20 protein-coding genes are annotated in these 25,026 nt (G+C 63.7%); 12 read left to right on the top strand and 8 right to left on the bottom strand.

The features are described 5' to 3' along the window. Position 1: 1 nt before the first annotated feature. Positions 2 to 856: an SIS domain-containing protein gene (locus JOD78_RS13130; RefSeq protein WP_034310514.1), complete on the top strand. Its 855-nt coding sequence runs from the start codon at positions 2 to 4 to the stop codon at positions 854 to 856. A gap of 105 nt (positions 857 to 961) precedes the next feature. Beyond that, a complete protein-coding gene (gene tal, locus JOD78_RS13125; protein ID WP_034340035.1) occupies positions 962 to 1,897 on the top strand; it encodes a transaldolase in 936 nt (311 codons plus the stop codon). 109 nt (positions 1,898 to 2,006) lie between these two features. Here the strand turns inward: tal and JOD78_RS13120 are convergent, their stop codons facing one another. Together JOD78_RS13120 and rpiB are read right to left on the bottom strand one after the other, a co-directional pair. Next, complete coding sequence (locus JOD78_RS13120; protein WP_209567787.1) at positions 2,007 to 2,966, bottom strand: sugar-binding transcriptional regulator; 960 nt, start codon at positions 2,964 to 2,966, stop codon at positions 2,007 to 2,009. A 65-nt stretch (positions 2,967 to 3,031) separates the two neighbouring features. Then, complete coding sequence (rpiB, locus tag JOD78_RS13115; RefSeq protein ID WP_034340041.1) at positions 3,032 to 3,493, bottom strand: ribose 5-phosphate isomerase B; 462 nt, start codon at positions 3,491 to 3,493, stop codon at positions 3,032 to 3,034. A 297-nt stretch (positions 3,494 to 3,790) separates the two neighbouring features. Here rpiB and JOD78_RS13110 point away from each other — a divergent pair, with 297 nt between their 5' ends. The 7 genes from JOD78_RS13110 (at position 3,791) to JOD78_RS13080 (ending at position 10,981) form a co-directional block, all read left to right on the top strand. Beyond that, on the top strand, positions 3,791 to 5,269 hold the full coding sequence (locus JOD78_RS13110; RefSeq protein WP_209567789.1) for a sugar ABC transporter ATP-binding protein: 1,479 nt from the start codon (positions 3,791 to 3,793) through the stop codon (positions 5,267 to 5,269). A gap of 107 nt (positions 5,270 to 5,376) precedes the next feature. After that, on the top strand, positions 5,377 to 6,363 hold the full coding sequence (locus JOD78_RS13105) for an ABC transporter permease (protein ID WP_034340050.1): 987 nt from the start codon (positions 5,377 to 5,379) through the stop codon (positions 6,361 to 6,363). Positions 6,364 to 6,427: 64 nt separating this feature from the next. Further along, entirely contained in the window at positions 6,428 to 7,387 is a 960-nt protein-coding gene (locus JOD78_RS13100) for a substrate-binding domain-containing protein (protein ID WP_227022805.1), read from the top strand. Continuing rightward, positions 7,384 to 8,163 (top strand): GolD/DthD family dehydrogenase, encoded by a 780-nt coding sequence (locus JOD78_RS13095; RefSeq protein ID WP_121044233.1) that lies wholly within the window; start codon positions 7,384 to 7,386, stop codon positions 8,161 to 8,163. Before JOD78_RS13100 ends, JOD78_RS13095 begins: the two co-directional genes overlap by 4 nt. A gap of 44 nt (positions 8,164 to 8,207) precedes the next feature. Continuing rightward, complete coding sequence (locus tag JOD78_RS13090; protein WP_121044236.1) at positions 8,208 to 9,221, top strand: dihydroxyacetone kinase subunit DhaK; 1,014 nt, start codon at positions 8,208 to 8,210, stop codon at positions 9,219 to 9,221. Beyond that, positions 9,218 to 9,868 carry a dihydroxyacetone kinase subunit DhaL gene (gene dhaL, locus JOD78_RS13085; protein ID WP_121044239.1) on the top strand — a complete coding sequence of 217 codons (651 nt, stop codon included), beginning with the start codon at positions 9,218 to 9,220 and terminating at the stop codon, positions 9,866 to 9,868. Before JOD78_RS13090 ends, dhaL begins: the two co-directional genes overlap by 4 nt. A gap of 24 nt (positions 9,869 to 9,892) precedes the next feature. Continuing rightward, a complete protein-coding gene (locus JOD78_RS13080) occupies positions 9,893 to 10,981 on the top strand; it encodes an alcohol dehydrogenase catalytic domain-containing protein (RefSeq protein ID WP_034334064.1) in 1,089 nt (362 codons plus the stop codon). Here JOD78_RS13080 and JOD78_RS13075 read toward each other — a convergent pair. From JOD78_RS13075 to JOD78_RS13050, 6 genes are all read right to left on the bottom strand, one after another. After that, on the bottom strand, positions 10,880 to 12,529 hold the full coding sequence (locus JOD78_RS13075) for a methyl-accepting chemotaxis protein (protein WP_209567791.1): 1,650 nt from the start codon (positions 12,527 to 12,529) through the stop codon (positions 10,880 to 10,882). The genes JOD78_RS13080 and JOD78_RS13075 overlap by 102 nt on opposite strands. Positions 12,530 to 12,765: 236 nt before the next feature. Further along, on the bottom strand, positions 12,766 to 14,319 hold the full coding sequence (locus tag JOD78_RS28245; protein ID WP_199725113.1) for a methyl-accepting chemotaxis protein: 1,554 nt from the start codon (positions 14,317 to 14,319) through the stop codon (positions 12,766 to 12,768). Between the two features lie 228 nt (positions 14,320 to 14,547). Then, positions 14,548 to 15,585: an L-idonate 5-dehydrogenase gene (locus tag JOD78_RS13065; RefSeq protein ID WP_121044242.1), complete on the bottom strand. Its 1,038-nt coding sequence runs from the start codon at positions 15,583 to 15,585 to the stop codon at positions 14,548 to 14,550. Between the two features lie 27 nt (positions 15,586 to 15,612). After that, positions 15,613 to 16,407, bottom strand: coding sequence for an SDR family NAD(P)-dependent oxidoreductase (locus JOD78_RS13060; protein ID WP_134221554.1), 795 nt, complete (start codon positions 16,405 to 16,407; stop codon positions 15,613 to 15,615). 71 nt (positions 16,408 to 16,478) lie between these two features. Beyond that, a complete protein-coding gene (gene gntK, locus JOD78_RS13055) occupies positions 16,479 to 18,032 on the bottom strand; it encodes a gluconokinase (protein WP_209567793.1) in 1,554 nt (517 codons plus the stop codon). Positions 18,033 to 18,092: 60 nt separating this feature from the next. Next, positions 18,093 to 19,445, bottom strand: coding sequence for a GntP family permease (locus JOD78_RS13050; RefSeq protein ID WP_034334060.1), 1,353 nt, complete (start codon positions 19,443 to 19,445; stop codon positions 18,093 to 18,095). 448 nt (positions 19,446 to 19,893) lie between these two features. On the opposite strand from JOD78_RS13050, the gene JOD78_RS13045 reads away from it, so the two are divergent. The 3 genes from JOD78_RS13045 to JOD78_RS27985 all read left to right on the top strand — a co-directional run bounded on the left by JOD78_RS13045 (position 19,894) and on the right by JOD78_RS27985 (position 24,959). Beyond that, positions 19,894 to 20,952, top strand: a complete 1,059-nt coding sequence (locus tag JOD78_RS13045; protein ID WP_121044251.1) for a LacI family DNA-binding transcriptional regulator — start codon at positions 19,894 to 19,896, stop codon at positions 20,950 to 20,952. A 248-nt stretch (positions 20,953 to 21,200) separates the two neighbouring features. After that, positions 21,201 to 22,967 (top strand): gamma-glutamyltransferase, encoded by a 1,767-nt coding sequence (gene ggt / locus JOD78_RS13040; protein ID WP_209567795.1) that lies wholly within the window; start codon positions 21,201 to 21,203, stop codon positions 22,965 to 22,967. A gap of 684 nt (positions 22,968 to 23,651) precedes the next feature. Beyond that, complete coding sequence (locus JOD78_RS27985) at positions 23,652 to 24,959, top strand: hypothetical protein (RefSeq protein WP_245202102.1); 1,308 nt, start codon at positions 23,652 to 23,654, stop codon at positions 24,957 to 24,959. The last annotated feature ends 67 nt before the right edge of the window (positions 24,960 to 25,026 follow it).

The following is a 25,026-nucleotide window of genomic DNA, read 5'->3' as shown; positions in this document are numbered from 1 at the left end:
CATGCTGCTTGATTCCATCCGCACCCACATCAACTCCCTCTCCAAGTCGGAGAAGAAAGTGGCGGCCACCATCCTCGCCAATCCGCAGTTGGCCTTGGCGGAGAACCTGACGGCGTTGGCCAAGAATGCGGAAGTCTCGGAACCGACCGTGATCCGCTTCTGCCGCGCCATCGGTTACGAGGGCTGGCACGACTTCAAGCTGAAGCTCGCGCAGAGCCTGGCACTGGCCCTGCCCGGTGCGGATGAAACGCTGGCGCAGGATGACCTCGCCGCTGACCTGGTCAACAAGATCTGCAGCCGCTCCATCAACACGCTGCTGGATCTGCGCAATCACCTGAACCCGGATGCGATCCAGCTGGCGCTGGACGTGCTGGCGCGCGCCAACAAGATCGAGTTCTACGGCCAGGGGACCTCCGGCATCGTGGCCAACGACGCCCAGCACAAGTTCTTCCGCTCGGGCGTGCCCACGGTGGCCTACTCCGACCCGCACATCCACAGCATTGCAGCCTCGCTGCTCAAGGCCGGCGACTGCGTGGTGGCGATCTCGCAGCGTGGCGGCAATGCCGCCCTGCTGCGCTCGATCCAGCTGGCCCGCAAGGGCGGTGCCGACATCATCGTGCTGGGCCCGTCCGGTACACCGCTGGCTGAACTGGCGACGGTGCTGGTGCCCATCGATCTGTCCTTCAACATCGATCCCTATACGCCCATCTCGGCGCGCCTGGCGCACCTGGTGGTGATCGACATCCTCGCCGTGGGCCTGGCCCTGCGACGTGGACCGGAATTCCGCAAGAAGATGCAGAACGCCCAGAAATCGCTGCAGAAATTCGACATGCAATTCGATTCCTTCTTCCGTTGAGAGGACTGCGACGGATCAAGGATCAGTCATTGACCGACAGACAGCGCAGCGCCAATGCGTACAATGCCGTTGTCCCCTTCATTCTCTTTAGCAACAGGACTTTCCATGAGCCAGCTTGACCAGTTGAAGCAGTACACCACCATCGTGGCCGATACCGGCGATTTCCAGGCGATGAAGGCCTTCGCCCCGCAGGACGCCACCACCAATCCCTCGCTGATCCTCAAGGCCGTGCAGAAGGCCGAGTACAAGCCGCTGCTGGAATCGGTCGTCAAGGCCCACGCCGGCAAGAGCACCGATGAAATCATCGACCGCCTGCTGATCGCCTTCGGCCTGGAAATCCTGAAGCTGATCCCCGGCCGCGTCTCCACCGAGACCGATGCACGCCTGTCCTTCGACACCGAAGGCACTGTCGCCAAGGGCCGCGAACTGATCCGCCTGTACGAAGAAGCCGGCATTGCCCGCGAGCGCGTGCTCATCAAGATCGCCTCCACCTGGGAAGGCATCCGTGCCGCCGAGATTCTGGAAAAGGATGGCATCCGCTGCAACCTGACCCTGTTGTTCTCGCTGCCGCAAGCCATTGCCTGCGCCGAAGCCCGTGTCCAGCTGATCTCGCCCTTCGTCGGCCGCATCTATGACTGGTACAAGAAGTCCACCGGCCAGGACTACACCGGCAGCGATGATCCGGGCGTGCAGTCGGTCAAGGCGGTCTACAACTACTACCGCAAGTTCGGCTACGCCACTGAAGTGATGGGTGCCAGCTTCCGCAATACCTCGCAGATCGTCGAGCTGGCCGGTTGCGATCTGCTGACCATCAGCCCGGACCTGCTGCAGAAGCTGGCCGACACTGATGGCCCGGTCGAGCGCAAGCTGAGCAAGGAAGCGGCGGATGCCGCCGATATCGAGCGCATCTCGCTGGACGAAAAAGCCTTCCGCCTGGCCTTGAACGGCGATGCGATGGCCACCGAAAAACTGGCCGAAGGCATCCGCCAGTTCGCGGCTGATGCAGTGAAGCTGGAGCAGATCGTCGACGCATTGCGTTAAGGAGAACGGCGCAGCTGCGCCTTGTCCACGAACGTGATCCAAAAAAGAAGGCCGCATCGTCTGCACGATGCGGCCTTCTTCATTGCGCAATGGAATCCTTCGATTCAGCTCACGCGGCGTTCTTCCTGGTCGCTTCTTCCAGCGTGAGCAGCGTATGCGCAATGCTGTCGGTCGTGGCCAGCGTCTTGATGGTGCCGGTACGCAGCGCGCCCAGCATGGCGCTGGCCTTGCCGCTTTCGCTGGCGACCGCAATGACGTCGGGAATGCGCCGCAAGTCATCCACCGTCAGGCCGATGACGCGCGAGTGCGTCTCCGTGCGGATGGGTTCGCCCTGGATGTTGATGAAGTCGTAGCCCATCATGTCGCCTACCGCACCATGGCGCTTGAGCTCCAGGATTTCCTGGGGCGAGAACCAGCCCATACGTACCATCGGACTGTCTTCATGGATATCGCCCACCCCGATGAGTGCCACGTGCGCGCGGCGCGCCTTGTCCAGCGTGGGACGGACCGCATCATTGGCCAGCAGCGCATCGCGCATGGCCGCATTGTTGACCAGTGCCGGGGCATACAGCGTTTCACTGTCGCCACCGAAACGCGAGGCCAGGCGACGGCAGATGTGATCGGAGTTCATCGCTTCGCCACCACGATAGTAACCACCGATACCACAGACGAAGGTGGCGCTGCGCCGCGTGTTGGACACCGCGTGTTCGGACACCGCATTGATGTTGCGCCCGATGCCTACGGCCACGATGCTGTCATCGGTCAGGCTGCGGTCGAGGTGATTGGCCACCAGACCGGCCAGCATGGCGCGCTGGCGGTCCTGGTCGTTGTGGCTGACCGAGATGAGCGCACGCTCGACGCCGAAACGCTGCATCAGCGCGTGTTCCAGCTCGATGGTCTGGCCCGGATGATGGCGCACGCGGATTTCCACGATGCCCTCGTCCTGCGCCCGCTTGAGCATGCGCGCAATCGAGGCGCGCGAAATCGAAAAGCGCTCCGACAGCTCCTGCTGCGTCAGGCCATCGACGTAATACAGCGTGGCCAGACGCGTCAATTCATCCATGGACATGGATTCCCCCCTTGGCTTGCGTTTGCCTCTGCGTCGCTGCCGGCTTGCACCCGGAAGCGCTGCGCCTATGGGCGCTTGGTATTGTGCAAATGATGTTCATACTCTTTGATGCGCTCCAGCTTTTCGGTCGAGCGCCCACCTGAAAACTCCGCCGCCAGCCAGGTATCGACGATGGCCTTGGCCAGTTCGCTCCCGACCACGCGTGCGCCCAGGGTGATGATCTGGGCGTCATTGCTCTTGCTGGCCCGTTCGGCGGAATAAGTGTCGTGGCATTGCGCCGCGCGCACCCCCGGCACCTTGTTGGCCGAGATCGCCATGCCGATCCCCGTGCCGCACAGCAGGACGGCGCGGCCGATCGCCCCTTGCCGGATCTGTTCGGCCACCGCAAAGGCGATGTCGGGGTAAATCACGGGCTCCGTATCATGGGTGCCGAAGTCCACCACGTCAAGGCCCTTTCCCGCCAGATGGGCCTTGATGACCTCCTTGAGCGCATACGCCGCTTCGTCGCATCCGATACCTATTTTCATCCTTGTCTCCTGGTGACGATGAACTGCCTTGCTCATGCTCGGCCAGAATAATTATTCACCGAAGAGCATTTGTTCATCAAGAGACTAATGCAAAAGTGTTCTGCACGCCACAAAAACTGCAGTAATTCAGCTTTAATACCTCATAAATGCATTATTGCACCGCAAAACAGAAGAAAAAGTTATTTAAAGCGATGAGCAAATGAGCATTGACAGCAAAAAAATTCTTTGCAATGATGGGCTCACAACAAACATTTACCCATCGCTGGACATTTGACCAGCGCATGTATGGAGACAGCCATGGCAGAGCTTTTGCTGGAAGCACATGGAGTGAGCAAGTCCTTCCACGAGGTCGTGGCGCTGGCCGACGGACGCCTGCAGTTGAAGCGCGGCAGCGTGCATGCGCTGTGCGGCGGCAACGGTGCCGGCAAATCGACCTTCCTGGCCATCATCATGGGCCTGCTGCGGCGGGATGGCGGCGAGATCCGCCTCAAGGGCCAGCCGGTCGATTTCCATTCGCCGGCCGAAGCCCTGCAGCACCACATCGCCATCATCACGCAGGAGCTCTCGCCCATCCCCGGCATGAGCGTGGCAGAAAATCTCTACCTCGGCCGCGAGCCCCGCGTGGCAGGGCTCTGCGTCAACACCCGCGCCATGGAACGGCAGGCGCAGGCGCTGCTGGATCGCCTGCAATTCCAGGTCGATGCGCGCTCCCGCATGCAGGACCTGAGCCTGGCCCAGGTGCAACTGGTGGAAATCGCCAAGGCCTTCAGCCACGACTGCGACGTGATGATCATGGACGAGCCCACCTCGGCCATCGGCGAGAAGGAGACCGAAGTCCTGTTCCGCGCCATCCGCAGCGTGGCCGCACAAGGCACCGGCATCATCTACGTGTCGCACCGTCTTTCCGAAATTTTCCAGATCGCCGACAGCTACACGGTCTTTCGCGACGGCCGCTTCGTCGAGACCGGCCTGATCCGGGACATCGACCGCGCCAGCCTGGTCAAGGCCATCGTCGGCCGCACGCTGCAGGTGCAGGAGCGCCGCCGTCGCCAGGGTGGCGAGGCGATCCTGTCAACCGAAGCACTGGGCCGTCAAGGGGAATTCGACCAGGTCTCGCTGCAGGTTCATGCGGGCGAAGTGGTCGGCATCTATGGCCTGATGGGCTCGGGCCGCAGCGAATACCTCAATTGCATCTATGGCCTGACCCGGCCCGACCAGGGGGTCGTCACGCTGCGGCAGCAGCCCCTGCCCGCAGGCCGGCCCGCGGCCAGCATCGCCGCTGGTCTGTCACTGGTGACCGAAGACCGCAAGGACAGCGGACTGGTGCTGTGCGCCTCGATCCAGGACAACATCGTACTGGCTGCGTACCGGCGCATGTCGCGCCTGCCGCTGATCCGGCGCAGCCGCGTCGATACGCTGGTGCGGCAGATGATCCAGCGCCTGCAGATCAAGGTGAGTTCACCGCATCTGCCGGTCTCTTCCATGAGCGGCGGCAACCAGCAGAAGGTGGTGCTGGCGCGTTGCCTCTCGACCCAGCCACGTTGCCTGCTGTGCGACGAACCCACGCGCGGCATCGATGAAGGTGCCAAGCGCGAGGTGTACCAGCTGATCGACCGCTTCGTGCAGGACGGCGGTGCCGCCCTGGTGGTGTCTTCCGAAGCGCAGGAAATCCTCGACCTGTGCGACCGCATCGCCATCTTCAAGCGCGGCCGCGTGGTGGAAGTGGTCGATGCGCATGCCACCACGCAGGAAGAACTGCTGCACCTGGCCTCGTAAACGCGGGACGCAGTGCGTGCCTGCCATGGAGCAGCCGTCTGCGATATCCGTGTGATGTATCCCGATGACGATCCACCGACGATCCAATGACGATCCATGACGAACCCATGATGACCAAACCCACTTCCCTCTCCGCCGGCCGGCTGGCCTCGCCCTCCTTCACCAGCCTGCGCCAGGCCTATGCGCGCTACGGTGTGCTGGCGGCCCTGATCGTGCTGTGCATCGCGCTCTCGCTGGCCACGCCGTATTTCATGACGCTGGAAAACTGGACCGACATCCTGCGCCAGACCTCCATCAACGGCATCCTCGCCATCGGCATGACCTATGTGGTGCTGACCGGCGGCATCGACCTGTCGGTCGGTGCGCTGCTGGCCTTCTCCGGCATGGTCACGGCGTGGCTGGCGACCGGTGGCGGCTATCCGCCCGCGGTCGCGGTGCTGGCCGGACTGGGCGCAGGGGCCGGGCTGGGTGCCATCAGCGGCCTGCTGGTGGCGCGCATGGCCGTGCCTTCCTTCGTGGCCACGCTGGGCATGCTGAGCGCCGCACGCGGTGCCACCTACATCTACAACGACGGCATGCCGGTCTCGGACCTGCCGCCGGGCCTGCTGTCCATCGGTGGCGGACAGATCCTGCACGTGCCGGTGCCCATCGTGATCTTCGGCGTGGTCATCGCGGTGTCGTGGTTCGTGCTGCGCTTCACCGTCTATGGGCGCTACATCTATGCGGTCGGCGGCAATGCACGCAGCGCCAAGACCAGCGGCATCGATACCCGCAAGGTCTACTTCGCGGTGTACGTCATCAGCGGCCTGCTGGCCGGCCTGGCCGGCGTCCTGCTGGCCGCACGCACGACGGCGGCGCTGCCGCAGGCGGGCGTGTCCTATGAACTCGATGCGATCGCTGCCGTGGTCATCGGCGGCACCTCGCTCTCGGGCGGCACCGGCACCCTGGGCGGAACAGTCGTGGGTGCGCTGCTGATCGGCGTCATCAACAACGGGCTCAACCTGCTCGGCGTGTCTTCCTACTACCAGCAAGTCATCAAGGGCGTGATCATCGTCGGCGCTGTCCTGCTGGATTCCTCGCGCAAGAAAAACTGAAGTCCCACAACAACTCACACGGAGACGATTCATGATCAAGAAAACCCTCGCCAGCCTGCTGCTGATGGCCGTGGCCACCGGCGTCAGCGCCCAGAACAAGCCCCTGCGCATCGGCGCGGCCGTCTACGGTCTCAAGGGCGAATTCATGCAGATGTGGAGCAATCAGCTCAAAGCCCATCCGGCAGTACAAGATGGCAGCGTGCAGGTCACCGTCTTCGACGGCAACTACGACGCGCTCACCCAGAGCAACCAGTTCGACACGATGATCCTGCAAAAGTATGACGCCATCATTTTCGTGCCCATCGACCTCAAGGCCGGCGCGGCACCGGTGCAGAAGGCGGTCAAGGCCGGCATCCCGGTGATCGGCTCCAATACCCGCGTGCAGGGCGATGTGCTGACGTCCTACGTGGGCAACGATGACGTGGTGGCCGGCCGCCTCGAAGCGGAAGCGCTGATGAAGGCCATCGGCGGCAAGGGCAACATCGTCATGATCGAAGGGCCCATCGGCCAGTCCGCGCAGATCGAGCGTGCGCGTGGCAACGATGAAGTGCTGGCGCGCAACAAGGACGTCAAGGTGCTGGCCCGCAAGACCGGCAACTGGTCGCGCGCGGAATCGATGGCGCTGATGGAAAACTGGCTCACCGCCCATCCCGGCCAGATCAAGGGCGTGCTGGCGCAGAACGATGATGAGGCGCTGGGGGCACTGCAGGCCATCAAGGCCAAAGGCATCGATCCCAAGACCATCCCGGTGGTCGGCATCGATGGCATTGCCGATGCCATTGCCGCCGTCAAGCGCGGCGAGATGGTGACCCAGTTCCAGGATGCCCAAGCGCAGGCGCAAGGCGCGCTGGATGTAGCCTTGCGGGCCATCAAGGGGCCGTCCTACCAGCCGCGCTCGACGATCTGGACCGAGTACGGCGACAAGCTTCCCTGGAAGGGCGGCACCGAGAAATCCTATACCGTGCCCTGGACCACCATCACCCCGGAGAACGCCGATGCCTTCCTGAAAAAGGTCAAGAAATGAGCGCAGCCCTGTCTGCCGATGCGATGACGCGGCCGCATGATTTTTCCGGACGCGTGGCCCTGGTCACGGGGGCTGCAGCCGGCATCGGGCTGGCCACCAGCCAGCTGCTGGCGCGCTGCGGTGCCCGGCTGGTGCTGGTGGACCGTAGCGATGCCGTGCTGCAGCTGGCCCGACAGCTCGGGCCGGACCACGCGCACCTGGGCCTGGTGCTCGACGTCTGCGATGAAGCCGCCATCGGCGGCGCCATCGCCCAGGTGGAGCAGCACTACGGACGCATTGACGTGCTGGTCAACAATGCCGGCGTGGCCTTGTTGCAGGAGGCCGAATCGGCCACCTGCGCCGACTGGGACCGCACCATGGCCATCAATCTGAAGGCCCCCTTCCTGCTGGCGCAGGCGGTGTTTCCGCTGATGCAGCGCCAGCAGGGCGGACGCATCATCAACCTCGCCTCGCAGGCCAGCGTGGTAGCGCTGGAGCGGCATGCCGCCTACTGCGCCAGCAAGGCCGGACTGGTGGCGCTGACGCGCGTGCTGGCGCTGGAATGGGCGCGCCACGGCATCACCGCCAATGCCATTTCACCGACGGTGGTGGAAACCGAACTGGGCAAGCAGGCCTGGGCCGGCGCGGTGGGGGTGGCGATGCGGGCGCGCATTCCCGTGGGCCGCTTCGCCCAGCCCGACGAAGTGGCGCATCTGGTGGCCTATCTGGCCAGCCCGCAGGCGGCCATGATCACGGGCGAGAACATCCTCATCGATGGCGGCTACACCGTGACCTGACGCTTTGTTTTTGCAGTGGACCGACGTTTTCCAAGGACTGATTCATGACTCTCAATCGCATCGTCAACAACCCCGACCTGGTCGTCGAGGACATGCTGCGCGGCGTGCTGGCCGCGCATCCCGGGTTGTCCGCCCACCCTGACAATCCGCGCGTACTGCGCCATCGCAGCGCCGGCACGCCGGGCCGCGTGGGCATCGTCACCGGCGGCGGCTCCGGCCATGAGCCGGCCTTTCTCGGCTACGTCGGCCAGGGCCTGGTCGATGCCGTGGCCGTGGGTGAAGTGTTTTCCTCACCCACCGCAAAATCCTTCATGGACGCCTTCCAGCTCGCCCATGGCGGGCAGGGCATCGCCTGCCTGTATGGCAACTACGCCGGCGACAACATGAACGTCAAGATGGCCATCAAACTGGCCGAACGCGCCGACATCCAGGTGCGTACCGTGGTGGCCAATGACGACGCCGCCTCGGCACCGCCCGACCAGCCCGGCAAGCGGCGCGGCGTAGCCGGTGAAATCCTGATGTGGAAAGCCGGAGGTGCGGTGGCCGCGCAAGGCGGCACGCTGGATGAAGTGATACAGGCCGCGCAAAAAGCCATCGACAACACGCGCTCCATCGGCATCGGCCTGTCGGCCTGCACCATCCCGGCGGTCGGCAAGGCCAACTTCACGATCAAGCATGGCGAGATGGAAGTCGGTATCGGCCATCACGGCGAGCCGGGAGTATCGGTGCAGGCCGTGGTTCCAGCGCGCGACATGGCGCGCCTGATGCTGGACAAGCTGCTGCCCGACCTGCCCTTCACTCGTGGCGACAAGGTCGCCGTGCTGCTCTCGGGCCTGGGGGCCACACCACTCATGGAGCAATACATCCTCTATGCCGATGTCGCCGATGGCCTGCGCGAAGCCGGTCTGCAGGTAGCGCACAGCTTCGTGGGCAATCTCTTCACTTCGCTGGAAATGATGGGGGTGACGCTGACCCTGATGCGCCTGGATGCGCAGCTGGACCAATGCCTGGCCGCCCCCTGCGACAGTATCGGCCTGCGCCAGGGAGGCCAGCCATGAACTCCGGATTCGACATGCGCCAGGCTGCCTGGGTGGTACAGGATCTGGTGTCGACCATCAACCAGCACCGCGATTGGCTGAGCGAAGTCGATGGCGCGATCGGGGATGGCGACCACGGCATCAACATGAGCAAGGGTTTCAGCCTGTGCGGTGAACGTCTCAAACAAGATCCCGAAACCTCGCTGGCGGCGGCCCTCGATACGCTTTCGATCACCCTGATGGAAGGCATCGGCGGTTCCATGGGTCCGCTCTACGGCAGCTTCTTCATGGCCATGAGCACGGTGCTGGAAGGCCAGCCCACACTGGACCGCCAGCTCTTCCTGAAGGCCCTGGACGAGGGCATTGCCGCCGTGCAGGCCATCGGCGAAGCCAAGGTCGGCGACAAGACCCTGATGGACAGCCTGATCCCGGCACGCGACGCCTTCCGCCTCTCACTGGGCCGCGACCTGCCCTTCGCCGCCTGCCTGCAGGCCATGCAGCACGCTGCCGACACCGGCCGCGATTCGACGCGCGCCCTGCAGGCCCGCATCGGCCGCGCCAGCCGGCTGGGGGAGCGTTCCATCGGCGTGCTCGATGCCGGTGCCTGTTCCTGCGCGCTGATCCTCGGCAGCCTGGCCAAATCGCTGCAGGCCGGCCTGCACCACTAATCCCCAAGCAAAGGACATCCCATCATGCATTTCCATGACGACGACATGCTGGCCGTGGTCTGCCACGCACCACGCGACTATCGCCTGCAACGGGTCAAGCGGCCGGCGGCCGGTCCCAATGAGGTCATCATCAAGATCGCCTCGTGCGGCATCTGTGCCGGTGACTGCAAGTGCTTCGCCGGTGCTGCGCGCTTCTGGGGCGACGAGGTCAAGAACAAGCCCTCCTATGTCAAGCCACCGGTGATTCCCGGCCATGAATTCTGGGGCCATGTGGTGGAGATGGGACCGGGCGCAGCCGAGCACCACGGCGTGGCCATGGGCGACCGGGTGATCGCCGAACAGATCGTGCCTTGCGGCAAGTGCCGCTACTGCAAGACCGGCTATCGCTGGATGTGCGAGGTGCATGATGTCTACGGCTTCCAGCGCCAGGTGGCCGAGGGCGGCATGGCTGACTACATGCGGCTGTCGGCGCGGGCGGTGATCCACAAGATTCCCGAGCACATCTCATTCGAAGATGCCGCCGTGACCGAACCGCTGTCCTGCGCCATCCATGCCGTCAACCGCGGCGACATCCAGCTCGATGACGTGGTGGTGATTGCCGGTGCGGGCACGCTGGGCTTGCTGATGGTCCAGGTGGCGCACCTCAAGACGCCGAAGAAACTGATCGTCATCGACCTCTCCGACCAGCGCCTGCAACTGGCACGTGAATACGGGGCCGATATCGTCATCAATCCGGGCCGCGAGGATGCGCAGAAGATCGTGCGCGAAGCCACCGGCCAATATGGCTGCGATGTCTACATCGAGACCACCGGCGCGCCCGCCGGCGTGACGCAAGGACTGGACATGATCCGCAAGCTGGGCCGCTTCGTGGAGTTCAGCGTCTTTGGCCGTGACACTACTGTGGACTGGTCCATCATCGGTGAAGAAAAGGAACTGGACTTGCGCGGCGCGCACCTCAGCGGAGACTGCTATCCCATCGCCATCGACCTGCTGGCGCGGGGCCTGGTGACCTCACGCGGCATCGTGACGCACAACTATGCCCTTTCTGAATGGGAAGCCGCCATCAAGATGGCCGACTCGATGGATTCGATCAAGGTACTGCTCAAGCCCTAAGCCAGGCTGGCCTGCATGCCGCGCGCCAGCTGACACTGGAAGAAACCGACCGAGGAACGCAAGGTCGTGGCCCGGCGATTGAGTTCCTCGGAGGTCACCGCCAGCTCCTCGGAACTGATCGAGTTCTGCTGAACAACCTGCGCCAGCTGGCTGGCCGCGACGCTGATCTGGCTGACGGCGGCCGATTGCTGCTCCGACGACTGCACGATTTCCTGCACCAGCGCCGAGGTGCGGGCAATGGTCGGCACCATCGCCGAGCTGCCGTTCGACCCGGCTGGCCAGGACCGTGTGATCACGTGCGACCTGGTCGATCTCTTCCGCAGCAGCCTGGCTGCGTTCGGCCAGACGCCGCACTTCACCCGCCACCACGGCAAAACCGGCACCATGCTGCCCGGCATGGGCGGCTTCAATGGTGGCATTGAGCGCCAGCAGATTGGTCTGATAGGCGATGTCATCGATGATGGCGATCTTGCCGGCAATCACCTGGATCGCCGCGACCATTTCACCCACCGTATCCGCGCACTGATGCGCCTCCACGGCAGCGGCCGCAGCGATCTGGTCGGTCAGGCGGGCATTGTCCGCCGTGGTGAGGATGGCGGCATGGATCTGGCTCAGGGCCGTGCTGGTCTGCGCCACGCCGCTGGCCTGCTCGGTGGCCGCCGTGGCCAGCAATTGGGCCGTGGCGCTGACTTCGGCAGCGGTCTCGGCCATGCCCTCGGCGTTGCCGCGCACCTCGGCCACTACCCGCCCCAGGCGCTCGACCATCTTGCGGATGGCGTGCATCATGCTGTCGGCACAGCCGGGCTTGAGCCGGATCTGCTGCAACAGATCGCCGTCGGAAAGCCGCTGCATGACCGTGACTACCTCGCCCGGCTCACCTCCCATCTGGTGCAGCAAGGTGCGCGTGAGCAGCCAGCCCGCAGCGATCAACGCCAGCAATACAGCGCCCGCCACGAAAGCCACCGACTCCAGCGCATGGCTGATGATCTCGCGCGCACTCAATGCGCTGGCCTCACCCAGTGCGACGTTGTAGGAACGATGGCGCGCAAAGCTGGCTTGCACGCTGTCGATGGCAGTGCGAAATTCCAGGCCAAGCGCAGTATGGCTGTCATGGACCAGGCTCCTTCCGCTCTCCACCAGCAAGCGGTTGCGGACCTCCTCAAAACCCGCAATGCGGGCATACACTTCGGCCAGCATGGCGCCATCGGTCTCATCGGAGATGTAGGCATCGCCATAGGTCTTGAGATGCCCGTTCATGCGCGCGCGCAGCTGGTCCATCTCCTGCACCAGGCGGGCACGGTCCGCCGGATCGAGGTTGATGAGGTAGAAGTAGACGCGCTCGCGCATGGCGTTGAAGGCGGCCTGGGCATCGTCCAGCGTGGTCACGCTCGGCACCGTATTGACCTGTGCGTAACTGGCCGCCTCATAGACATTGCCGATCTGGCGCAAGCTGACGATGGCGGTCGCCACCAGCCCCATCGACGCCAGCAGGATCAGCACGAACAAGCGCTGACCGACGGTCAGCAAACGAAACCCGGGCCTGGACATGATTCCTCTCCCCAGAGGCAAGGCTGTGGCTGCGTTGTTGGCGCGCTCCCCTCGCTGCTGCGCGCTGCAGAGCTGTCGATGAAATTATCGTCGGCGACCTGCCTTGTCAATCGGGGCCGCGCTGTCCTCTCATGCGCTGCAAAAGAAAACACCGTCCGGCAACGCTGCGCGACGGCATCCTCACGAGCTCTCACCAGCCCTCACGAAAATCTCCCGTCAGGACAACGGCACCTGGCCTATGCCAGCCGGGGCTGCATGCCGCGCGCCAGCTGGCACTGGAAGAAACTCACCGTGGTCTGCAACAGCACGGCGCGCCGGTTGAGTTCTTCCGAGGTCACGGCCAGTTCCTCCGAACTGAGCGAGTTCTGCTGAATCACCTGGGCCAGTTGGCTGGCCGCCTGGCTGATCTGGCTGACCGCCGCCGACTGGCTCTCCGAGGAGTGGACGATTTCCTGCACCAGAGCCGAGGTGCGCGCAATGGTCGGCACCATGTCGTTGAGCTGGCGCTCGGCGGCGCAGGCCAGGGCGACATTGCTGCGCGCGACCTCGTCGATCTCCTGCGCGGCCGACTGGCTGCGCTCGGCAAGCCGGCGCACTTCGGCGGCCACCACCGCGAAGCCGGAGCCATGCTCACCGGCATGCGCTGCTTCAATGGTGGCATTCAACGCCAGCAGGTTGGTCTGGTAGGCGATGTCGTCGATGACGACAATCTTGCCGGCGATCTGCTGGATGGCCTCCACCATCTGCTTGACGGTAGCGGCGCAGGCGCGCGCCTCGATGGCAGCGGCCGCAGCGATCTGGTCGGTCAGCCGGGCATTCTGTGAGGTGCTGAGGATGGAGGCGTGGATCTGCTCCAGCGCCGCACTGGTCTGTTCGACGCCGGAAGCCTGCTCGGTGGAGGCGCGCGACAAGGATTGCGCGGTGGCGCTGACCTCCTCGGCGGTGCTGACCAGCCCCTCGGCATTGCCACGGACCTCGCTCACCACCAGGCAGAGACGCTCCATCATCTTCTGGATGGCGTGCATCATGCTGTCGCGGTAGCGTGCCTTCACGCTGATCTGCTGCACCAGGTCGCCATCGGACAAGCGCTGCATCACCGTCACCACATCCCCCGGTTCGCCGCCCATCTGGCGCAACAGCGTCCGCGTGAGCAGCCAACCGGACCCCAGCAGAACCAGCATGATCCCGCCCGCCAGCAGGCTGACCGTCTGCAGCGCATCGCTGATCATTTCGCGCGCACTGAGTGCACTGGCATCACCCAACGCGATGTTGTAGGAACGGTGACGGCCGAAGGTCACCTGCACGGCATCAATGCTGGCGCGGAACTCCAGGATCGCCTGCGGCAAGCTGTCCTCGATGCGGTCCTCATCGGAGGCCTTCAACAGTCGCTGCACCACCTCGTCGAAGGCGACGATGCGCGCCTGGTCATCGGCCAGCATGAGGCCGTCGGTCTCGTCGGTGATGTAAGCCTCGGCGTAGGTCTTGAGATACCGGTTCAGGCGTGCGCGCTGTGTCTCGATCTCCTTCAGCAGACGCGCGCGGTCAAGCGGATCGGGATTGACCAGGTATTGGTAGATGCGCCCCTGGATGGCATTGAAGGCCGCCTGCGCATCATCGAGCGTGGTGACGCTGGGCACGGTATTGACCGTCGCGTAATTGGCCGCATGGTAAACGTTTTCGATCTGACGCAAACTGACGGCCGCTGTTGCGACCAGCCCCAGCAAGGCCAGCAGGATCAGCACCGACAGGCGCTGACCGACGGTCAGCGTACGAAGCCCAGGCCTGGACATGGTTTCCTCCCCCCAGAGGTAATACGGTGGCTGCATGAAAAGGTGCCCGCCCCTCAGCGCGGCCCCCCTGCAGATTTGACGACGCAATTATAGCGGGCGGCAATGCCTGTCCTACGCTGTTGGAAAAACGTTTGCGCGGCGGGCAAAAAAATGCCGCCCGGCAATGAAGCGGGCGGCATCAGTGGGGAAGGCGCTTGGGCGGGGCCATCGGGACCGCCCGCATCATGCTCAGTCGAAACTGATCTGCACCTTCATCATCTTGGAGCGGTCACCGGCGATCTCGAAGGCTTCCACTGCCTGGGCGATAGGATAGGTCGCCGTGATCAAGGGCTTCACGTCCACCAGCTTGCGGTTCATCAGCTCGACCGCCATGGCGAACTCTTCATGGAAGCGGAACGCGCCGCGCCAGTCCAGCTCCTTGCCCACCAGCAGATTGGCCGGGAACTGGATGTCGCCTCCCAGGCCGACCTGCACGATGACGGCTTGCGGACGCAGCGCTTCCAGCGCCCCCACCAGCGCCCGTTCATTGCCGCTGGCTTCGAAGAGCACATCGAAGGTCCCCTTGTCGATGGCATAGGCCTTCAACGCATCGGGCGTCTCGGCCATGTTGATGGCACGGTCCGCGCCCACCTGCAGGGCCGCTTGCAGCGGCATGCTGGCGACATCGGTGACCACCACTTCCAATGCACCGGCGCGGCGCGCGGCCACCACCACCAGCGCGCCGATCGGACCACAGCCAGTCACCAGCACGCGCTTGCCCACCAGCGGACCGGCGCGGCGCACCGCGTGCAACGCCACCGACAGCGGCTCGGCCATGGCCGCTTCGCCATCCGTGACATGATCGGCCACGATGTGGGCCTGCGAACGTTCGATGATGATTTCCTGACGGAACGCACCCTGCACGTGCGGGGTGCGCATGGCACTGCCGTAGAAGCGCATGTCCAGGCAATGGTTCTGCTTGCCTTCCTGGCAGTACTTGCACACGCCGCAGGGGCGGCTGGGCGAGATGGCGATGCGGGTACCGGGTGCGATGTCGGTGATGGCCGAACCCACTTCGGCGATCTGGCCCGAGACTTCATGGCCCAGCACCATCGGTTCCTTGATGCGCACCACGCCGAAACCGCCGTGGTGATAGTAGTGCAGGTCCGAACCGCAGATGCCGCCGGCCTTCACCTTGACTTTCAGTTGCTGCGGTTGAAGAGGAGCGGACTCCAGCGGCTGAATGCGCAGGTCGTGCGGTGCATGGATGACGAGGCCTTGTTGCATGTGTATCTCCGAAATGAGCTAAATGATTTACAAGGTAGCGGTCACGCCGCCGTCCACGTAGAGGATGTGGCCATTGACGAAACGTGACGCGTCGCTGGCCAGAAACACGGCAGCACCGACCAGGTCTTCCACATCGCCCCAGCGGCGCGACGGGGTGCGGCCCACCAGCCAGTCGGTGAACTTGGCATCGTTGACCAGGGCCATGTTCATCTCGGTCTTGAAGTAGCCGGGACCCAGGCCGTTGACCTGCAGGCCGTACTTGCCCCAGTCGATGGCCATGCCCTTGGTGAACATCTTCACCGCCCCCTTGGTGGCGGTATAGGGCGCGATATTGGGACGGCCCAGCTCGCTCTGCACCGAACAGATGTTGATGATCTTGCCGGCACCGCGCGGGATCATGTGGCGTGCCACGGCCTGGGCCGCATAGAAGACGCTGTTCAGGTTGGTATTGACGAGATCGTGCCAGTCCGATTCCTTGAACTCTTCCAGCGGATTGCGGCGCTGGATGCCGGCGTTGTTGACCAGGATGCCGATGGCGCCGATCTCGCTTTCGATCTTCTGCACCGCCGCCTTGACCTCGTCATTGACGGTGGCATCGAAGCTGGCTTCATGGATGGTGTGGCCCTCGGCACGCAATTGTGCAGCGACGGTGGCGAGCTTGCCGGCATCGCGTCCGTTGAGCACGATGGCAGCGCCCGCCTGGGCCATGCCGCGCGCCAGCGCCAGGCCGATGCCACCGGAAGAACCGGTGATCAGGGCCAGCTTGCCTTCGAGGGAAAAGCCCTGCAAACCTGCGGGCAACGGGGTGGTCTTGATGGTCATGTGGTCTCTTTCTTCTTGTCGGAAATTTCGTTGTCAAACCCTGCCCTGCCCGTGATGGCGCAAAACAGGACTCAGTGCTGCTTTCCAGTCGCGCGCTGGAAGGCGGCGATGGCGTGATACTCCGCCTCCAATTTGGCCGGAATGGCGGCAAAGATGGGTTGCAGGCGGCCATAGACGGCGACCGCCTCGGCCTCGGGGGCGTGATGATTGGTGGAGCCGACCATGCCCGAGATCACCGACAGCGACGGCAGCAGGCCCAGCGCCCAGGCGCCCAGCACGGCCGCGCCCAGGCAGGATGACTCCACGCTCTCCGGCACCACCACTTCACGGTTGAAGATGTCGGCCATCATCTGTCGCCACAGGGCCGAGCGGGCGAAGCCGCCGGTGGCCATCATGCGCTTGGTGGGGCCGACCAGTTCTTCCAGCGCCGGGAGGATGCTGTAGAGATTGAAGATCACCCCTTCCAGCGCGGCGCGGATCATGTGGTGCTTGCCGTGATGCAGGGCCAGGCCGAAGAAGGAGCCGCGCAGGTCGGCATTCCACAGCGGGGCGCGCTCGCCGGCCATGAAGGGATGGAACAGCAGGCCTTCCGCGCCGGGCCGCACCTTCTCGGCGATGCGGGTCAGTGCCTCGTAGGGATCGACGCCTTCCTCACGCGCAGCAGCCGCTTCGGCGGTGGCCAGCTCATCGCGCACCCAGCGGAAGATGTTGCCGCCATTGTTGACGGGGCCGCCGACCACCCAGTGTTTTTCGGTCAGTGCATAACAGAACAGGCGGCCATGCGGATCCGTCAGCGGCTCATCGATCACGGTCCGCATCGCACCGGAGGTACCGATGGTCACCGCCACGTGGCCGATCTCGATGGCGTTCACGCCAAGGTTGGACAGCACGCCGTCATTGGCACCGATGATGAAGGGCGTCTCCACCGACAGCCCCAGGCGCTGCGCCATCTCCGGCGACAGGGCCGGCAGGCGGTGCGTGGTCGGGACCGGTGCAGGCAACTGCTCGGCACGTACGCCCAGCAATTCCAGTGCGCCCTGGTCCCAGGCCAGCTCGCGCAGGTTGAACATGCCGGTGGCCGAGGCGATGGAGTGATCCACCACCCACTGGCCGAAGAGCTGGTACAGCAGGTATTCCTTGATGCCGACGAAGCGCGCGGCCTGATGGAAGACCTCCGGCTTTTCATGGCGCAGCCACATCAGCTTGCACAGCGGCGACATGGGATGGATGGGGGTGCCGGTACGGCGATAGATGGCATTGCCGTCGTGCTCGTGCTTGATGCGTTCGGCCCAGACCGAGGCGCGGATATCGCCCCAGGTGATGCTGTTGGAGAGCAGGCGATTGTCGGCATCCAGCGCGATGACGCTGTGCATGGCGGCACTGAAGGACAGCAGCGCGATCTCCTGCGGCGCAGCCTTGGCGGCCTTGACGGCACCGGCGATGGAAGCCAGCGCGGCCGCCACGATCTGCTCCGGGTCCTGTTCCGCCATGCCCGGTTCGGTACAGAGGACCGGGTATTCCTCTGCATGCTGGGCGACCACCTTGCCATCGAGCGTGAAGACCACGGTCTTGGTGCTGGTGGTGCCGATATCGACGCCGAGCATGTAGGGTGCGGAAGAGGACATATGCAGTTTCCTTAACAAACAAAGCAAGACGCCCGGACCAGCCGGGCGTTGCGATCAGTCTTAGACGACCAGGTTGAGCAACATGATGAAGATGATAGCAACAACCGAGATCAGCGTTTCCATCACCGTCCAGGTCTTGAAGGTTTCACCGACGCTCATGTTGAAGTATTCCTTGACCAGCCAGAAGCCTGCATCGTTGACGTGCGACAGGATCAGCGAACCGGCACCGGTGGCCAGCACCAGCAATTCCTTGTTGGTCCCGGGGATCAGCGCCACCAGCGGCGCGACGATGCCGGCACCCGTGATGGTCGCAACGGTGGCCGAACCGGTGGCCACGCGGATCACGCCGGCCACGAACCAGGCCAGCAGCAGCGGCGAGATCTGTGCATGCACGGCCAGCTGGCCAATGGCAGTGCCCACGCCGGAGTTCACCAGCATCTGCTTGAAGCCGCCGCCGGCACCGATGATGAGCACGATGGCCGCGGTCGGGGCCAGGCTCTGGTCCACGAATTTCAGCACTTGCTGGCGGGTGAAGCCACGGGCGATGCCGAAGGTCCAGATCGCCAGCAGCAGTGCGGCCAGCAGGGCCACGATGGGGTTGCCGATGAAATCCATCAGGTCGCGCACGGCGTGGCCTTCCGGCAGGGTGACGTCGACGAAGGTCTTGAGCAGCATCAGGAACACCGGCAGCAGCACCGTCACCAGCGTGGTGGTGAAGCCGGGCAGGTTGGTGGTCTGCGGCTCGCGTGCCAGTTGCGCCATCAGTTCCTCGGAGGGCTTGATGTCGACGTAGCGCGAAATGAAGGCACCGAACAGGGGGCCGGCGATGATGACGGTCGGCAGGCCCACCAGCAGACCATAGAAGATGGTCTTGCCGATGTCGGCACCGAAGATGCCGATGGCCAGCAGCGGGCCCGGATGCGGCGGCACCAGGCCGTGCATCACCGACAGGCTGGCCAGCATGGGCATGCCGATCTTGAACAGCGGCACGCCGGAACGGCGCGCCACGATGAACACCAGCGGGATCAGCAGCACGAAGCCGATCTCGAAGAACAGGGGAATGCCGACCAGGAAGGCCCCCATCATCATGGCCCAGTGCACGCGCTCGCGGCCGAAGGCGCGCACCAGCGTCTGCGAAATCTGGTCAGCGCCGCCGGACTCGGCCATCAGCTTGCCCAGCATGGTCCCCAGGCCCAGCACGATGCCGACGAAACCGAGCACGCCGCCGAAGCCGTCCTGGAAGGACTTGACGATCTTGGGCAGCGGCATGCCCGAGATCAAGCCGAGGAAGCCCGATGTGATGGTCAGGGCGATGAAGGGATGGATGCGCAGGCGCGTGATCATCAGGATCAGCGCGAGGATCGCAATGACTGCATTGAACAGCAAGGTGGCGTCGTGGCTCATGCCCAGCATGGGATCTCCGATTGCCGATAGCCGATGGCGCACGATCCCTGGTTCAGCGCAGCGGCGCGGCCCCGCGCATGGCGCCAGGGCGAGCGTCTCCTGCGGCCTCTCCTGGAGAAGGCACGGGCATCTGCACTATCTGCGTAGTGTTTTATTGAGGAACCCACGAGGGCTGCACTGAGTTCCGTTCCTGAGTGTGGTATGCCGCCGCCAGCTCCGCCGCCGTGTGCCCGGAGGTTCAGATGTTAGCGTTAACATGGGGCGCGATGATAACGCTAACATTTTGCGCGGGTCAAACACTTGTTGTGTTGCGGTGCGTCAGAAGCGGGAGTTGAGCGGGCGCCGGTGCGATATAAATTGTTTTGCGGAAATACCCGAAAGGACTTCCCGCATGCCAAGAGGGCCCCGCAAGCAGGTATCATGTCGCCACCCTGAATGACCGCCCTCCTCCGCATCCATGACCCAGCGCGCAGCACCCAAGTCCAAGCCCAAGTCCCCACCCGCCGTGCGTGGTAGCCGTGCCACCGGGCGCGTCACCATCATCGACGTGGCGGCCGAGGCCGGGGTGAGCCCGATGACGGTGTCCCGTGCGCTGAAAAATCCCGGCCTGGTGCAGGAACAGTCGCGCCAGCGCATCCTGGAAGCCATCGATCGCCTGGGCTATGTGCCCAACCAGGCGGCCTCGACGCTGGCTTCGGCGCGCTCGCAGGTGATCGCTGTGCTGGTGCCGTCGCTGACCAATGCGGTTTTCATCGAGACGCTTTCCGGCATTCGTGACTATCTGGCCGGCGCCGGTTACCAGTTCCTGATCGGCGAGACCGGTTACGTGCGCGCCAAGGAAGAGCAGCTCATCGCCACCTATCTGGCCCATGCTCCCGCTGGCTTCCTGCTCTCCAGCAGCGAGCAGCACGACATCCTGCAGGCGCGTCCCGGCAGCCGGGATATCCCGGCGGTGCGCATGTTCGACCTGGGGCGCAGCCAGCATGATTTCTCGGTGGGCTTCTCGCAGACACGTGCCGGGCATGCGGTGGCCCGGCATCTGGTCGAACGCGGCTACCGGCGCCCGGCTTTCCTGGCGGCCCAGCTCGACCCGCGCATGATGAAGCGCCGTGAGGGCTTCCGCAAAGGCTTGCTGGAAGCGGGCATCAAGCCCGAGATCGAAGTCTTGCTGCCCGAGCCGACCACCGTCGACATGGGCGCGCAACTGCTGCGGCGGGTGCTGGAACAGCATCCGGAATGCGATTCCGTGTTCTGCTGCAATGATGACCTGGCCTTGGGCGCGCTGTTCGAATGCCAGCGCCAGGGCATCAGCGTGCCGCGCGAGATGGCCATTGCCGGTTTCAACGATCTGTCCTGGGCGGCTTGCGCCACCCCCTCCATCACCACCGTAGTCACGCCGCGCTACGACATCGGCTACAAGTCGGCCGAGATGCTGGTGCGCCAGCTCAAGGGCGAAGACATTCCCAAGGGCCGGCTGGACCTGGGCTTCGAGTTGGCGCTGCGCGAGAGTACCTGAGCCCAAGCGTCTTCACGCGCTCACCTGCATCCCCCACATCCGTGGACGAATCGGCGCCAATAATCCATCCATCGGCGGCTCCCGGCTCTGGACAGAAAATTGCCATTCTCTACAATCTCCCGGTGTCGTTCTCCTCTGCAAGAATGCAGCAGCACAGCAGGTCGCTGATGCAGGGATGCAGCAGCGCGGACGGCATTTCTATAAATAATATGCAGATAACCAAGTCCAGATCACCAGGAGCAACCCTCATGCAGACATTCACCGGTCTTTGCAAACCCGCCGCCATGGCGCTGCTGCCGCTGTGCGGCGCGCTGGCCTTCCTGCCGGCCTCGGCCCAGACGGCAGCGGCAGCGCCATCGGCCCCGGTCGTCAAGTACGACCTGACCTATGACATCATCAGCCCGGTCCACAGCCAGCACGGCATGGTGGCCACCGAGCAGGAGCTGGCCACCAAGGTCGGCGTGGATATCCTCAAGAAGGGCGGCAATGCCGTCGACGCCGGCGTGGCCGTGGGCTTTGCCCTGGCCGTGGTGCTGCCCAATGCGGGCAACATCGGCGGTGGCGGATTCATGATGATCCACGACGCCAAGACCGGCAAGAACGTGGCGCTGGACTTCCGCGAGATGGCCCCGCAGCGCGCCACCCGCAACATGTACCTGGACGACAAGGGCAACGTGGTGCCCGGCCGTTCGCTCTACACCCACCTGGCCGTGGGCGTGCCCGGCACCGTCGCGGGCCTGTCGCATGCGCTCTCCAAGTACGGCACCATGAAGCTGTCGCAGGTGATCCAGCCGGCCATCGAACTGGCCGAAAAGGGTTACCCGGTCAGCCGCAGCCTGGCGCTGATCCTCTCGGCCGAGCGCGAACACCTGGGCCAGTGGGATTCCTCCAAGGCGATCTTCTTCAAGGAAGGCCGTCCCCTGAAGGAAGGCGAAATGCTGGTCCAGAAGGACCTGGCCAAGTCGCTGCGCCTGATCGCCAAGGAAGGTCCGAAGGCTTTCTATGACGGTGCCATCGCCAAGAAGATCGTGGCCGAGATGGACAAGCACGGCGGCCTCATCAGCGCCGAGGACCTGAAGAACTACAAGGTCGTCGAACGCGTGCCGGTCTCCGGCAACTATCGCGGCTACCAGGTCATGTCGATGCCGCCGCCGAGCTCGGGCGGTGTGCACATCATCCAGATGATGAACATCCTGGAACGCTATCCCCTGAAGCAATACGGTGCCGACAGCGCGCAGACCATCCACCTGATGGCCGAAACCATGAAGCTGGCCTATGCCGACCGCTCCGAATACCTGGGCGATCCGGATTTCACCAAGGTCCCGGTCAAGGGCCTGACTTCGCGCGCCTATGCCGACGAGCTGGCCAAGAAGATCAATCCGGACCGCGCCACGCCCTCCACCGAGATCAAGCCGGGCCAGCCGCAGCCGTATGAAAGCGACCAGACCACCCATTACTCGGTGGCCGACAAGGACGGCAACCTGGTGGCGACCACCTACACGCTGAACCTGAACTTCGGCAGCGGCATCGTCGCCACCGGCACCGGCATCACCTTGAACAACGAGATGGATGACTTCGCCGCCAAGCCGGGCGTGCCCAATGCATTCGGGCTCATCGGTGGCGACGCCAACGCGGTCGGTCCCTACAAGCGTCCGCTGTCGTCGATGTCGCCGACCTTCGTGCTCAAGGATGGCAAGCCCTTCCTGGTCACCGGCAGCCCGGGGGGCAGCCGCATCATCACTACCACCCTGCAGACCATCCTCAACGTGATCGACCACGACATGAACGTGGCCGAAGCCACCATCACGCCGCGTATCCACCACCAGTGGGCACCGGACCAGCTGCGCGTGGAAAAGGGCTTGTCGGCCGATACGCTCAAGATCCTGCAGGACAAGGGCCAGAAGATCAGCGTGCAGCCTTCCATGGGCCGTACCCAGACCATCCAGATCCGTCCAGATGGCTTTGACGGCTTCTCGGATCCGCGCAATCCGGATGGACGTACGCTGGGATTCTGAGGCATCGGTGATTGACGCAGTGATGCGCTGATGTGATTGCTCGTCACGCGTTTTATCCGGCACGAAACCGGACCGGCCGCTGCCGGTCCGCACCATGGCTCCCGATGATTCGGGAGCCATTTTTTATCAGGGAGCGCGTTTCACTTCCCGCACGATGGCTGCCATTTTTCAAGAAACGTTCATTTCCTGAAACGGCGATCTGAACCGGCCTACCCGGCATCAAAACTTATTTTCACTCCGGCACAATAAAATTGTTCGAGCTCCGATCAGTTTTCTTTGCCGCACTTTACTTACCCCAAAAAAATCTCCACTCGATTCCGCCAGACCCCATCTGGCGCGGCTTTCCGGGTAGTTCAGATCATCGCCCTGCAGGCTTTCTGAATTTATTCGATCAAACTCAAGAAAATTTTCGAGACATTCTTCGAAATCTGAAGAGCCATATTTCGTTAAATTTTTGTATTTCGGTTTTATTCCCTTGATCCCCTTATCAGGACAAAACGACGCCATCACTATGGCAGGCGTTTGTCACTGAGCACGATTTTTCATTCGCTCACGTTCACCCGTACCGCGCACCGAAAGGTGTCTTGCCGGCAGGCACCACCCCTGCACTGCCAGCGGCTTGGCGTGAGCGATGAAAGCGTGCGTGACCCGATTTCGATTTGTCACTTTCTAGGGAGTACCACCATGACCGTTACCGTTCTCAAGCTGTCCGACGCCGACGCCTATCTCAAGAACATTTCCATCAGGAGCATCAAGGACGTCCGCGCGCTGGACGTGGACCTGATGCTGGTGCTGGTCAACGGAGATCGCATCATCATCAGCAGCGGCGCGGTCAGCGCCATGAGCGCCCCGGAGTCCTCGCTGCAGTTCGCCGATGGCCAGCTGCCGCTGGCCAGCGTGTTCCAGCAGATCGACAAGATCGATGTCTCACCGGAAGCCAACCTGACCGTGAGTTCCAAGGAAATCACGCGCTACAACCAGAACAACGCCAGGAACAAGAAGGCCCGCAAGAACGACGAGGAAGACAGCGACAAGCCGGTGGTGGTCGAGGACGGCGAGCGCGATCCCAGCGCCGCTGCAGAGACCAGCGGCAGCAGCGGCAACACCGAGCGACCCAACTTTTCGCCCACCAGATCTCCTGACAACCAGAGCCAGATCGCCGATGCCGAAATCAACTCGCAGCATGAAAAGAACTGGGGCGTGCAATGGCCCATCGCAGCCGGCGCGCTGGCGCTGCTGGCAGCGGCCGGGGGCGGTGGTGGCGGCGGCGGCAGCGGGGGCGGCAATGGCGGTAGCGCTGCTAACGGCGGCAGCGGCGGCGCAGGCAGTGGCGCAGGCGCTGCAGCCGCCGGCAGTGCAGGTGCAGGCACGGTCGACCCGTCCGCCGCAGTCATCCGGGGCAACGCCGCGCTGGGTGCCATCAAGAACGCGAACGTCACGGCCTATGACGCAGCCGGCAATGCCATCAGCGATACCGTGGCCGTGGTCGACGGCAAGTACACGCTGACGCTCACCAGTGAAAGCAAGGGCCAGACCACCTCCGTACAAAATCTGACGCTGGGCTACTACTGGGTAGCGCAAAAGCTGGAAAACGCCAAGGGCGGACCGGGTGATGATGAAATCCTGGTCGGCACCACCAAAGATCGGCAAGCGACCGTCATTGAGACGGGCAGTGGTCGGGATACCGTGACCGTAGGCAAGTTTGGCACCGCCGCCACGAACCTGGAGGCCACCATCAGCGATTTCCAGCTAGAGATGGACAAGGTCAAGGTGTTCCTGCGCGACGGTGGACACAAGATGAACTACCAGAACATCACCAGCGCCAACTGGCAACAGTTCGCCCCGCGTGCCGAGCAGAGCGCATTCGGCAGCGGCACCAAGCTGGTGATCGATCTGGACGGCGCTGGCGCAGGAACGGACAAGTACACCCTCTACCTGCCCACGGTGGCCTTCAATTACGACACCAACACCAAGAGCCTCTTCGGTCTGTAACACGCCTCACACTGCCCGCAGCAACCCGGCCCATGCTTCACGGGCCGGGCCCTGCTGCCCCCCATCA

The organism is Herbaspirillum sp. 1130 (assembly GCF_017833835.1).
Lineage (GTDB): Bacteria > Pseudomonadota > Gammaproteobacteria > Burkholderiales > Burkholderiaceae_D > Herbaspirillum > Herbaspirillum huttiense.
This window is presented reverse-complemented; position numbering and strand designations above follow the sequence as displayed.